At 48.1% G+C, this 13,190-nt stretch carries 8 protein-coding genes; all 8 read left to right on the top strand.

Translation table 11 applies throughout. The annotated features are described in order from the left end of the window. The first annotated feature begins 91 nt into the window (after positions 1-91). The 8 genes from AC5JBY_RS01910 (at position 92) to AC5JBY_RS01945 (ending at position 13,149) form a co-directional block, all read left to right on the top strand. Positions 92-3,229: a SusC/RagA family TonB-linked outer membrane protein gene (locus AC5JBY_RS01910; RefSeq protein WP_495902847.1), complete on the top strand. Its 3,138-nt coding sequence runs from the start codon at positions 92-94 to the stop codon at positions 3,227-3,229. Positions 3,230-3,249: 20 nt separating this feature from the next. Continuing rightward, the gene (locus AC5JBY_RS01915; RefSeq protein WP_495902848.1) at positions 3,250-5,076 is read left to right on the top strand and encodes a RagB/SusD family nutrient uptake outer membrane protein; all 1,827 of its coding nucleotides are present in this window, start codon (positions 3,250-3,252) and stop codon (positions 5,074-5,076) included. Between the two features lies 1 nt (position 5,077). Further along, positions 5,078-6,661, top strand: a complete 1,584-nt coding sequence (locus AC5JBY_RS01920; protein ID WP_495902849.1) for an endo-1,3-alpha-glucanase family glycosylhydrolase — start codon at positions 5,078-5,080, stop codon at positions 6,659-6,661. Between the two features lie 24 nt (positions 6,662-6,685). Further along, positions 6,686-8,845 (top strand): glycoside hydrolase family 97 protein, encoded by a 2,160-nt coding sequence (locus AC5JBY_RS01925; protein WP_495902850.1) that lies wholly within the window; start codon positions 6,686-6,688, stop codon positions 8,843-8,845. 219 nt (positions 8,846-9,064) lie between these two features. Next, positions 9,065-9,925, top strand: coding sequence for a helix-turn-helix domain-containing protein (locus tag AC5JBY_RS01930; protein ID WP_495902851.1), 861 nt, complete (start codon positions 9,065-9,067; stop codon positions 9,923-9,925). A 239-nt stretch (positions 9,926-10,164) separates the two neighbouring features. Then, positions 10,165-10,923 carry an alpha/beta hydrolase gene (locus tag AC5JBY_RS01935; RefSeq protein WP_495902852.1) on the top strand — a complete coding sequence of 253 codons (759 nt, stop codon included), beginning with the start codon at positions 10,165-10,167 and terminating at the stop codon, positions 10,921-10,923. A 186-nt stretch (positions 10,924-11,109) separates the two neighbouring features. Next, a complete protein-coding gene (locus AC5JBY_RS01940) occupies positions 11,110-11,967 on the top strand; it encodes a helix-turn-helix domain-containing protein (RefSeq protein WP_495902853.1) in 858 nt (285 codons plus the stop codon). A 195-nt stretch (positions 11,968-12,162) separates the two neighbouring features. Continuing rightward, positions 12,163-13,149, top strand: a complete 987-nt coding sequence (locus AC5JBY_RS01945; RefSeq protein ID WP_495902854.1) for an alpha/beta hydrolase — start codon at positions 12,163-12,165, stop codon at positions 13,147-13,149. The last annotated feature ends 41 nt before the right edge of the window (positions 13,150-13,190 follow it).

Below are 13,190 nucleotides of genomic sequence, written 5' to 3' on the forward strand. Positions count from 1 at the left end.
CTCCCCGTTTCTTTGGTATGCTGAACAGGTGATACCCTTGCCTGTGAGAAAAATCTGACGATCTCATACACTTAAATTTTAAACAACTGCCATGCAAACAAAACGATTGCTGCAGCAACTCCTTTGTTGTTTCCTCTTCTTATTGGCCCAGGGAGTCGCCCGGGCACAGGACAAAACGATTACAGGTACAATTACAGATGAAAAGAACAATCCACTCACCGGCGCCACCGTGGCCGTGAAAGGTTCAAAAGCCGGCGTAAGCACCGATGTTGCCGGCAGCTTTCGCATCACTGTTCCCAATTCAGCCACCATCCTCGTGATCTCCTATGTAGGATACCAGCAGGCTGAAGTAACCATTGGTGACAAAACATCCATCAGCTATTCCCTGCAGCCATCCGTTAAATCCATCGACGCGGTAGTGGTAGTAGGGTATGGCACACAGCGCCGCAAAGATGTTACGGGCTCCGTATCGTCAGTATCCGGCACACAGATCAAAAACCTTCCGGTGACGAACGTCACAGAAGCATTGCAGGGAAGGGCCGCCGGTGTGGAGGTCATTAAAAATACGGGACAACCCGATGCGCAGCCCACCATCATCATCAGAGGCTTGTCATCACTCCACCAGCCAGGCCCATTGTATATCGTGGATGGGATACGCGTGCCGGCAGATAATATCAACGTGCAGGACATTGCTACCATCGATATCCTCAAAGATGCCAGCGCTACGGCCATCTATGGATCTGCAGCGGCAGGAGGGGTGATCGTCATCACCACCAAAAAAGGAAGCGGCAGCAAGCCTACCATCAACTTCAACGCCCGCTTTGGCACCACCAAACCCAAAGTAGTTACACTCCTCAACAAAGCAGAGTACATCAAGCTCGAAAACATACTGCACCCAACCTATTTTGCCAACGCCACCAAAACAGATACACTGGCAGATGTAGACTGGACAGACGTACTGTACCGCGATGGGACAGAACAGAACTACAACCTCTCCGTCTCCGGTTCATCACCGGTGATGAATTATCTCTTCTCTGGGTTCTACAACAAACAGGATGGTATCTACATTAAGAACTATTCCAATATTGGTGGCGCTCGCATCAACACCGATTATAAACTGGGAAAATTCCTCAAAATAGGAGAGCAGCTGGCTGTTTCCCGCCGCAAAACGTCACCACTGGGGCAAGTAGAGTCACAACTCAAAATAGCCCCCTTCCGCTCGCTGCCAATCATACCATTATATGAAAAAGATGGCCGTATAGGTTCTGTCCCTCCGGGATATGGCATCAACTTCGGAGGCCCCAATCCATACGGCGTAGTGAACTCAGCCGAGATACAGAACTTTAAGAACAACATCCAGGCCAACGTCTACGCAGAAGTGAAACTACCTTTTCACCTCACCTTCCGTACCAACGTAGGCTACAATTACTACGATGAATCACAGGACTACTTCCAGGACAACCCGAACTTTGGTCCCGGAACACCTACTTCCAATTCATTGACCAAAGCCAGTATCCGCAGCACTCAGTTGCTCACCAACTATGTGCTCACCTACGATCAGTCATTTGGTAACCACAACATCAACGCCATAGCAGGCTTCGAGCAGATCGTTTCCAAGTGGAATAACCAAACCACGACCATGAGCGCTGTAGGCTTGCCTGGGTTCTCATTTGTACAAACATCCAATTCAGCCATCACCACCAGCGGTAAGAATGATCCCAACGGTTTGGTGAAGTCATTCTTCGGAAGAGTAAACTACAACTATGATGGCCGCTATTATATTTCAGGATCATTACGCGAAGATGCAAACTTCACAGTGTTCGGCCCCAACATGCAGCGCGGTACATTCGGCGCTGTATCAGCTGGCTGGAATATCAGCGATGAGGCATTCTTCAAAGAAGCCCTGCCGCTGGTAAACTTATTGAAACTGCGCGGTAGTTATGGAACATTGGGCAACAGCAATATTCCGCCCTACTATTACCTGGCCTCCTATGCACAGTTCCAGGGTACCAGCGGTATCGCCAATGGCGGACAGAACTTTGCTCCCGGCGCACCATTGGTGATCGCCAACTCTATCAACGCCATTCCTAATCCCGACCTCCATTGGGAAACAGTATATGAAACGAACGTAGGCATAGACGGAGAATTGTTAGACGGCAAACTATACTTCACGGCAGAGTGGTACAACAAGAAAACGAAAGACATGCTGTATGCCCTGCCCCTGCCAAACAGCTCCGGTTATATTTCCCCTTACTTCGTCAACATCGGACAGGTAAGCAGCAAGGGAGTTGACCTGTTGTTGGGCTATAAAGACAAAAAAGGAGAGTTTAGCTATGATGTAAGCGTAAGCGCCGGGTTCAATAAGAACAAAGTGCTCGACCTTAATGGTATCACCAATGATGCCTTATTCGATGGTCGTAACTACTACAATAACTTAGACCAGAGCGGGTACAACCTCATGGGCACATCCCCGCTCACGATTACCAAAGCTGGATTACCCTTCGGTTCCTTCTATGGCTATAAAGTATTGGGCATCTTCAAAACAGATGCGGAAGCAGCCGGACAAAAAGTGAATGGCAAATCAGCCCATGCAGGCGACCTCATCTTCGATGATGTTAAAAAAGACGGCAACATCAATGCCGACGATCGCCAGGTACTCGGAAACCCCAACCCCAAACTGGTGTATGGAGTTAACCTTCGCCTGGAATGGAGAGGAATAGATGTAGCGATGCTGTTCAATGGCGTGGCAGGCGTTGATCTCTTCAACGGAGTAAAAGCCTATGAGCAATTCCGCTTCTCCGATGCCAACACGACCACACAAATATTCAACGCTTCCTTCTTTGGTAGCAATGGACTGACAGACCAGCCACGTGTACTGGCGCCTGATGGATCGATGGACCCGAACGGTAACTATACCTCCGTTAACAGCTACTTCGTGGAAAATGGCAGCTACCTCAAACTGAAAAACCTGCAGATCGGATACACATTCACCGGCGATATCCTGAAACGTGTAGGCATCCAGAGCGCACGGATATTCGGCATGGCCAACAACCTCTTCGTGATCACCAAATACTCAGGCGTTGATCCGGAGATCGCCAGCTCCTATTCCATACAATCCGCTGCAGGATTTGTAGGAACCACAGTAGGCGTTACCACCAGAGGCGTAGATGCAGTACCACAATATCCACAAAACAGGATCTTCTCAGTAGGCTTCGACATCACATTTTAATGATCCCAAAACTTAGTAACATGTACAAGAAACTATTTACCATATTCACCATAGCCGCTGTATTGACAGCGGGCTGTAAAAAAGACCCGGAGCTGGTGGGCCCGAAAGACCAATATTCCACGGGTAACTATCCGGCCAGCATAGCCGACCTGGAGAGCGTATTGGCCCCTTGCTATTCCAATCTTAGGGACCAGCACCTCTTTGGATTCAACTACCTCACCAAAATGATGGCGAACGCCACCCATGCCGGTAACGCTGCATATGCAGATGGCGATTGGTTGGGCTTCATCAATGTGAGCAACATGCAGCCCAGCAATGGATTTGTGGCAGGCGTATGGCAGGCATTGTTTGCAGGAGTAAAGAATACCAACGTGGCCCTTGCAGGCGCGGATTTCTTCGAAAAGAATGCAGCAAAAGAAGCCGACAAACCACAGATCAACTACATCCGTGGACAGGCCTATTTCATGCGCGCTTACTATTATTTCCAGTTGGAAAACCTGTATGGAGAAGATTACCTCCTCAACCCTACAGCTGCTGATACGATGGGAGTGCCTGTCTTTAAAGGATTGCCATCCGGCTTCGAAGCTACACAGCAGCCCCGTGCACATATCAACACGGTATGGGCACTCATTGAAAGCGATTTGCAACAGGCGGCCACTTTGCTAAAAGGAAAAGTGTGGACAGGCAACGATGTGGGAAGAGTAACAGAATGGGCGGCCAAAGGCCTGTTGGGAAAAGCCTATGTATTCCGCAAAGACTGGGCAAAAGCAAAAACCATCCTGAAAGATGTAATAGACAACAGCGGAAAAAGCCTGATGCCCTACGCCAAATACCGCGATGCCTTTATTGGTATCAGCGCCAATGAATTCAACGAAGAATCCTTATTTGAGCTCAACATCGATCAGGATTCCAAAGGCGGATATGGCGTATACAGTGGCGCAGCCAATGCTACCTCCATCAACGGATTGATATTTCCACCCTATGCCCTTGGCCTGAACGGAAAAGAAGAAACATCCTTACCACTGGGCTATGGTGGCAACATCGGCATGCATGATAAGAACATCCTGCGTTTTGGCTACAGCGAAGGCACTTACACACTGGTGAACAATCCCAACTTCGACAACACCAAAGATCCGAGCTACAGGAATCCGGAGAAAGTAATGGACCCGGTATACAAAGCAAAAGCACTGGCGGTGCGTACCAACAAAACAGCCGATCCGCGCTTATACGTAAGCACCCTCCAGCCTTGGTTGGATTCAGTAAAACGTGATGGCACGAACTGGTATCCTGTGGCAAGACCTTCTTACATCATGGGCGATGCCAACCTCAACCAGCAATTGGGATGGAGCTTCCGTAAATATGCACCCATCTTTAATGATATCAATAACGTAGGCCCTGCAGACGCCGCCAACATTTACATCCTGCGCCTCGCAGATGTGTACCTGCTCTATGCAGAAGCATGCGCCAATTCATCCGAAGCAGCAACCGCCCTTGAATTCCTGAACAAAGTAAAGCGTCGTGCATACGGTTATCCGGTCAACACTGCTTCTCCGGTTGACTATGCAAGCCTCACTGCCGAAACAATGGCTAAAAAGGCGAGTGACCCGGTGTTGGGTAACAATCCACTCTACTATGAGCGTTGGGCCGAGTTCTTCAACGAAGCACAATGGTGGTTCGACATGTGCCGCTGGCACCTGGGCGCTTCAGAAGCAACATTCTACGTAACCGCAAGAGCACTCAACGGCACGCCATTCAACTGGAACAACAAGTCCTACGCATGGCCCATACCTATTACCGAGCTCAACTCAAATCCCAAACTGACAGGACAACAAAACCCTGGATATTAATATGAAAATAGTTTGCCGGGGATTATACATTGGATGGATGTTGCTCATGACATCCATCCAACTTTCAGCGCAGGACAACCTGAAAAACCTGCCTGAACTGAGCCTGCCCATCAGCAATAAAAAACTGGTGATGGCACATTGTATGACCAACATCATACGCTACAAAGGACACAAGTTTGAAGACAGTTGCGATCCGGAATACTATGCCGCTCAGGGAAACATCACAGCCCCATTAGGCGGCTTGACACAGGTAAAAGCATTGGCTGATTCCCTAATGAAAGATAAAACCCTCGATGAAGCCGTAGAATTTGAAATGCGTACAGCCATCCAAAGCGGTATCGATGGATTCCAGTTCTATTATGTATTAGGCACGCCCGATTGGGATGATATCATCAAAGCCTATTTCAGGGTGGCAGATAAACAGCAGCTGGATTTTAAACTAACCCTCTGCATTTCACACCCCGGCGGATCAACAGAAGCTGCCAAGATCGCAGAACTGGCAAAACGCATCAATGGTATATTGGATGAAGTGGGACGCAACAACCCACACTGGATGCGTACACCCGATGGTAGGTTAGTTATCTACCTGTGGTATGGCGAGCAACTGGCAGAAATTCCAACCGATAAAAATGGATTGCCAGACAGCTATTATGTAGCCCACGCCTACAAACGATTGGGAGAAGCCGTGAAAGAAAACTTTGCATTGGTGCGTACGATCAACGAACGCATTGATACGCAAAAAGCCAATGAATACATGGATTATTTCCCCGCCGTATGGATGTGGACGGTGTCTTATATGAGTCATGATTATGCCGGCAAACTCGTGGCAGACGTATGCCGCCAGCGCAACAGGACATTCATGGGCTCGGCCTTTTCTGACTTCTACACCTCCAAGCTGCTGAAACGGGGCACTTGGGATATGTTCCACTACGCAAAAGAAGCAGTGGCAGCAGGTATTAAAAAAGTAGAGCGGAAATACATACCGACAGGATTGTCATGGACCTGGCGCAAGATGTTGGAGTTTGCCATCGAGCAGGACGTATCCGTTATCAATATCATCACCTGGAACGATTACCCGGAAGGCCATCACCTCGCGCCAGAGATTAACCACAATGATGGATTTACCATCCTGCTGAACTATTATAAAAGCCAGTGGAAAAAAGGGCCATCACCCTATCAGGGAGATGATATAGCCGTTGCCTTCTTTAAAAAGTACAAACACAATGTAATTCCCAAGCCATACAACATACCGGTAGAAAGCTTTCAGGAAGATGGCGTAGAGCGCAAGGCCGAGGATTCAATAGAGATAGTTACGATCCTCCGCGATAAAGCACAGCTGCTGATCAACGGCGCTACAGTACAGGCACCTGCCGGTTTAGGAGTAACAAGAGTGGTCATGCAAAATGGCCCGGTGCGCGTAGCCATCATAAGAGCAGGCGTTACCATAAAAAAGTTCGTTACCCCCGAAAGCATTACCAGTAAGCCATACCGCGCCGATCGCCTTACCTATTCCTGGAGCACAGAAACAGGCAAATATTATAAAACAATATTGGGAGAACAGCCGGCAGCAGCGGCAATAGAATAATAGCACAAACGAAAAATAGATAGCATGCCATTATTGAAAAAAGTAGGTTGTTACCTGGCTTTGGTCATACTCGTTCCACGAATGTATGCCCAGTCAGTCAATCCTTTGACCGTAACCATGAACAACGTAAAGCTCGAAGTATCACTCGATGCTGCGGGCACGCCTGCGTATGCATTACAGTACAACGGACAGCCGGTGATACGCACCTCAAAGTTGGGCTTTGCCTTAACAGACGACAGTACCTTTTACAAAGACTTCGAGCTACTCAATACGAGCCGTCGTTCATTCAACCAAACCTGGCAACCGGTATGGGGTGAAGTAAATACCATCCGTGAGCAATATGAGGAGTTGACCATCAGCCTGCGCCAGCGTAAAGCCCCCGGTCGCTTACTCAACATTGTATTCAGAGTATTCGAAGATGGGATAGGCTTTCGCTATGAATTTCCTTTGCAGCCAAACCTGAAGTACTTTGTTGTGGCCAATGAACTGACGCAGTTCAACCTCACAGGTGATCACAAAACGTTCTGGATACCGGGCGACTACGATACCAATGAATACCTCTACACAACATCACAGCTTAGTGAGATAGACAACACCAATATGGTGAAAACGTCTACCGACATTGCGGTGCGCACGGCCCCTGACCCACAGTCTGTGCAAACACCCCTCATGATGAAGAGCAAAGAGGGGTTATATATTAACATCCACGAGGCGGCGTTGAGTAATTATCCGGCGATGCAATTACACGTAGACAGAGCCGGTTATGCCTTGACCTCGAGCTTGGTGCCCGATGCCACAGGCAATAAAGCCTACCTGCATGCGCCAGGTAAAACACCATGGCGAACAATTATAGTGAGCGATAAAGCAGCCGATATCCTCAACTCCAAAACGATATTGAACCTCAACGAACCTACCACTCTTACCAATACATCCTGGATAAAGCCGATGAAATTCGTAGGCGTATGGTGGGAAATGCAGACGGGGAAAGCCACCTGGAACTATTCCAACTTCCCCGACAGTGCAGATGCAGCTGGAAGGCTGATACCCAATGGTACACATGGCGCCAACACAGCCAACGTAAAAAGATACATAGACTTTGCAGCAAACAATGGTATCCATGCTGTCTTGGTAGAAGGGTGGAACAGGGGATGGGAAGATTGGTTTGGCAACTGGAAAGAAAACGTTTTCAACTTCACTACACCCTATCCTGATTTTGATGTACGCGAAATTACCCGGTATGCTGCGTCCAAAGGAGTTACCATGATCATGCACAACGAAACCTCCGGATCGGCTACCGACTACGAACGGCAACTGGACACGGCTTTCCGTTTCATGAACGGCTTTGGCTACACCTCCGTAAAAACAGGCTACGTAGGAAAGATCATCCCTCGCGGAGAACACCACGATGGCCAGTGGATGGTAAACCATTACGAGCGCGTGGCGCAAAAGGCAGCAGCTCACCAGGTAACCATTGATGTACATGAACCGATGCGGCCCACGGGTCAACATCGTACCTGGCCAAACTGGATGGCCAGCGAAGCAGGCAGAGGTAATGAGTACAACGCCTTCAGCATTGGCAGTCCACCCGAGCATGAAACGATCCTGCCCTTTACACGGCTTATGGGAGGGCCGATGGATTATACGCCCGGTATTTTTAAGATGAAAGGATATGCAGGCTATGCCCCCGACAGACAAATGCATTCAACACTGGCGAAACAATTGGCTTTATATGTAACCATCTATAGTCCGGTACAAATGGCGGCCGACCTCCCGGAAAACTATGCAGCCAAACCAGATGCCTTCCAGTTCATAAAAGAGGTGGCAGTTGATTGGGACGATACAAAGATCATTGAAGCAGAACCGGGCGACTACATCACAATAGCACGTAAGGAGAAAGGAAAAGCCAACTGGTTTATAGGAGCCATTACCGATGAGAACAGCCGCACAGCAACAATACCCTTAACCTTTTTGGACAAAGCCCAGCAATATGTGGCAGTGATTTACGGAGACGCCCCAGATGCTGATTGGAAGAACAACCCGGAAGCATACAAGATCGAATCGTTTCTGGTAAATAGCACCAGTACACTGAAGTTGAAACTGGCGCCCGGTGGCGGAGCAGCAGTGCACCTTAAACCCGCCACCGCGTCAGACCTGAAACAGTATAAAAAGTATGTAGCGAAATAATTGGCGATCAGTCGCCAGCGGCTGGCTGGTGACGGCTATTTCAAAGCGGCTGGCTTTGATACTACTAAGAAGTTCTTTCAACCGCAGAAGACGTGGAGATCAATTGGAATAATAATGTGTAAGCTTACACCGCCCGGACGTTTTTTCGTTCTTGTGGGCGCCTTCCACGTCCTCTGCGGTTATTCATGCGTCTTCGTATGAATTAGTTACCTTGCTGATATGAAACTATCGGTGAGAGACCCCAAAACAGGGGGAGATTTTTTTCTGATCAACGAGGAGCCCACATTTGACCGTCATTTCTTTACCCGCGACAAAGACAACAAATACTTTAGCATCGTCTGGAACCGCGGAGAAAAACAAACGATCAATATAGATGGAGAAGACCACGATTTCATGCCCCGAACCGTATTGCCCCTGATGTTCAATCAGTCATTTACGCTGGAAAATCCCATGGCCGTCACAGCCTGGCAATTCAATAGAGAGTTCTATTGTATAGTCGATCATGATTCGGAAGTAAGTTGCGTTGGGTTCTTGTTTGCTGCTGGCGACCAGTCCTTTGTCCCCCTCGATGAAGGCACCCACCAGAAAATGGAGTGGCTGCTCAACCTGTTCATTGCCGAGTTTAAAACAAAGGATACTATCCAGCGTGAAATGTTAACAGTATTGTTAAAGCGCCTGATCATAGACATCACTAAGCTGGCCAGGACCACCTACATACCCGAAGTAAAAGAACAACCGGAACAGTTTGACATCGTGCGGCAGTTCAATCTGTTAGTCGAATACAACTTTCGTAAAGAACATTCCGTTCAGTTCTATGCCGATCAGTTGAATAAATCACCCAAAACACTCGCCAATATATTCCCGAAGTATAACCAAAAGCCACCCCTGCAAATTATCCAGCATAGGATCATGCTGGAAGCCAAGCGGCTACTGACCTACACCGAAAAAACAGTTAAAGAAGTTACCTACGAATTGGGATTTGAAGACCCTGCCTACTTTGCCACCTTCTTCAAGCGCACCACAGGCCAGTCACCGGTAGAATTCCGGAAAATGAAGCTGCCGGCCATGGAAGGAAAATAATCAGACTATTACAGGAGGTATACGATGCGCGAAGCTCTCGAAGCGCGAAGCTCTGCGAGGCTTGCAGCCTCGCAGTCCTATTCCCGGGCCTTTGGCCCGCCGGATCCACTTAAAATGCAGTTCTTGGCATCACGGGAAGAAATCAGAGTATTACGGGAAGTATGTCTATTCTTAAGGGCAGTATTTCGGCGCAACTTTGTATTGTCAAAGCAAATAAATCAAAAAACAATACAAGTAAAATGAAAAAGTTAATCATCGCCGCAAGTTTCCTTTTAGCCCTTATTAGTACAGGTAGTAACCTGCAAGCACAACAAGCTAAAAACGTAGTATTAGTACATGGAGCCTTCGCAGACGGTTCTGGTTGGAAAAACCTGTACAATGTGCTCACCAAAAAAGGCTACAACGTAACCATCGTACAAAACCCACTTAGCTCATTGGAAGATGATGTAGCAGCCACCAATCTGGCACTCGACAAACAAGACGGCCCTACCATCCTGGTTGGCCACTCCTGGGGAGGAACAGTGATCACCGAAGCTGGTAACCACCCGAAAGTAACTGCCCTGGTATATGTTGCCGCCGTTCAGCCGGATAATGGCGAAACTACCCTGCAATGGTTGCAAACAGCACCACCTGCCCCTGAAAATGGAGTACTGCCCGCCGACGAAAAAGGAATCGTTTACTTCAGCAAAGAAAAATTCCATGCCGGTTTCGCTGGAGACATTCCTAAAGCAGAGGCCGATTTTATGTATGCTTCGCAAGGAGCGTTCCATGCCAAAGGCTTCGTAACACCGATCACGAACGCCGCCTGGAGAAACAAACCTTCCTTTGCAGTGATCGCTACAGAAGACAAAGCCATTGTGCCTGAAATACAACGCAACATGTACAAACGTTCCAATACAAAAAGCACAGAAGTAAAAGGAAGCCACGTAGTATTCATCTCACAACCTGAAAAAGTAGCAGCCGTGATCATCGAAGCATCCAAAGCAACAGGAAAATAATAATAGCCATCAATTAATACACACAACAACTCCGGCATAACCTGCCGGAGTTTTGTATTATAACGGCGCTACGGAACTGACACCTGTCAGGCCGCTCAAAGCGGCCAGACTGGCTAACATATCATCTCCCATCCCGTCCAATTTCTGTAAGTTTGAACCCTGTTAAAGGCGTTAACGAATCAAAACATGGAAAGATATTTTGAGTCCAACTATAAGAAACTCGGCATGCTGCCGGTTAGCAAAGAGAACCAGGACGTGGTCAACGCCCCACAGTATAAGCCATACATCAAGATCATCTATGCCCCTGCAGGCTATTCGTTAACCATCGATTTTAAGCACTATACCACCAAAAAAAGCAGCTTATTCTTTGTACATCCCAACCAATACATGCAACTGGAACAGGCAGGCAAAGACCAGGGCTACTTCATTTGGTACAACCGTGATTTCTATTGTGTGCAGATACACGACGAAGAAGTGGCTTGCGACGGACTCCTCTTCAACAACATCTACGAAATGCCGATGACGGAGCTGCCGAAAGAAGACGACCAGTTCACCAAACTGGCCATGCAGCAGATTACAGATGAGCTGGCATCCCAGGAGTCTTCACGGGAGGAAATGGTACGCACCTACTTAAAACAGATCATCATCCGTACAACCCGTATCTGGAAGAAACAACAATTAGGGGAGCTCAATGCAGCGCCTGCGCAGGACATGGAGTTTTTCAGAACATTCAGCCGGCTGGTGGAAATACACTTCAGAGAAAAGCACAGCGTTACCGACTATGCCGACCTGTTGGCCCTCGCGCCCAAGACCCTCTCTAAAAAGTTCAACCGCCTCAACCTAACCCAGCCCAATGATATCATCAAAGACCGCATCCTCCTGGAAGCAAAACGCCTCCTGGTCTATTCCACACTAAGCATCAAAGAGATCGCTTACAACTTGGGATACGACGACCCCGCCTATTTCAACCGCCTCTTTACCAATAAAACCGGTGCACCCCCGGCAACATTCCGGAAGCAGTTTGTCCAAACCGAAGAAGCATAAGAAATACTCCTACAATACCTTCCGGGGAAAAAAGTACAATTTATGTCGCCCTTTTGCCATTTTTAGCGCCCCTTCGGCGCTGTAGCTTTGTTGTATCAAAATCAGCAAACAAATAAAAATCGATACAACATGAAACGCATTACACTCACCCTGGCACTCTTTTTAACCTTATTACTCAATACAAAAAATTCAATCATGGCACAGACATCAAACATCAAAGCAGAAAACGATCCCCGCATCTTCACACAAGTACGCGAGTTCCTGAAAGCATTGAACAACAGTGGTGGCACACCCATTGAAAAGTTGAGCCCCACCGATGCCCGCCAGGTATTGGTAGGCGCACAAAAATCAGTACAAGTAGATTATTCAGGCATTGAAGAAACAGAAAAACAAATTACACAAGACGGACAAACAGTCAATATACACATCACAAAGCCGGTAGGCGCCAAAGCCAACGCACCGGTGTTCATCTTCATCCACGGCGGAGGCTGGGTTTTAGGTGATTATCCTACCCACAGAAGATTAGTGCGCGACCTCGTAGTAGAAAGTGGAGCAGTAGCAGTATTCCCCGATTATACACCTTCTCCCGAAGCCCGTTATCCTGTAGCCATCAACCAGATATATGCAGCAACCAAATGGGTAGCAGAACATGGCAACGAAATTGGCGTAAACGGTAAGAACCTCGCAGTAGTAGGTAACAGCGTAGGAGGTAACATGGCGGCCGTTACAGCCCTGATGGCCAAAGACAAAAAAGGCCCACACATTAAACTCCAGGTGCTGCTGTGGCCGGTAACGGATGCCAACTTTGAAACAGGTTCCTACAACGAGATGGCCAACGAACGCTTCCTCACCAAAAACATGATGAAATGGTTCTGGGATAACTATACCACAGACCCCAAACAACGCAAAGAAATATATGCATCACCCCTTCAGGCTACATTGGACCAGCTGAAAGGATTGCCCCCTGCAGTAGTACAAACAGCTGAAAACGACGTATTGCGTGATGAGGGAGAAGCCTACGCCCGCAAATTGGACGAAGCAGGTGTTCCCGTTACTCTCACCCGCTACGAAGGATTGATCCACGACTATGGCCTGTTGAATCCTTTGGCACATGTACCGGCTATTCAAACAGCCACCTTGCAAGCCGCAGCCGCTATCAAAAAAGCGCTGGCTGAAAAATAAGAAGAGTTATAATTGGTAATAAATTAAGGGGGCGCACTCAT

Source organism: Paraflavitalea sp. (assembly GCF_059502485.1).

What these genes read in the sequence shown, in the direction of transcription:
- AC5JBY_RS01935 (WP_495902852.1), top strand. Translation starts at nt 10,165, where the DNA reads ATGAAAAAGTTAATCATCGCCGCAAGTTTCCTTTTAGCCCTTATTAGT.
- AC5JBY_RS01920 (WP_495902849.1), top strand. Translation starts at nt 5,078, where the DNA reads ATGAAAATAGTTTGCCGGGGATTATACATTGGATGGATGTTGCTCATG.
- AC5JBY_RS01910 (WP_495902847.1), top strand. Translation starts at nt 92, where the DNA reads ATGCAAACAAAACGATTGCTGCAGCAACTCCTTTGTTGTTTCCTCTTC.
- AC5JBY_RS01930 (WP_495902851.1), top strand. Translation starts at nt 9,065, where the DNA reads ATGAAACTATCGGTGAGAGACCCCAAAACAGGGGGAGATTTTTTTCTG.
- AC5JBY_RS01915 (WP_495902848.1), top strand. Translation starts at nt 3,250, where the DNA reads ATGTACAAGAAACTATTTACCATATTCACCATAGCCGCTGTATTGACA.
- AC5JBY_RS01925 (WP_495902850.1), top strand. Translation starts at nt 6,686, where the DNA reads ATGCCATTATTGAAAAAAGTAGGTTGTTACCTGGCTTTGGTCATACTC.
- AC5JBY_RS01945 (WP_495902854.1), top strand. Translation starts at nt 12,163, where the DNA reads ATGGCACAGACATCAAACATCAAAGCAGAAAACGATCCCCGCATCTTC.
- AC5JBY_RS01940 (WP_495902853.1), top strand. Translation starts at nt 11,110, where the DNA reads ATGGAAAGATATTTTGAGTCCAACTATAAGAAACTCGGCATGCTGCCG.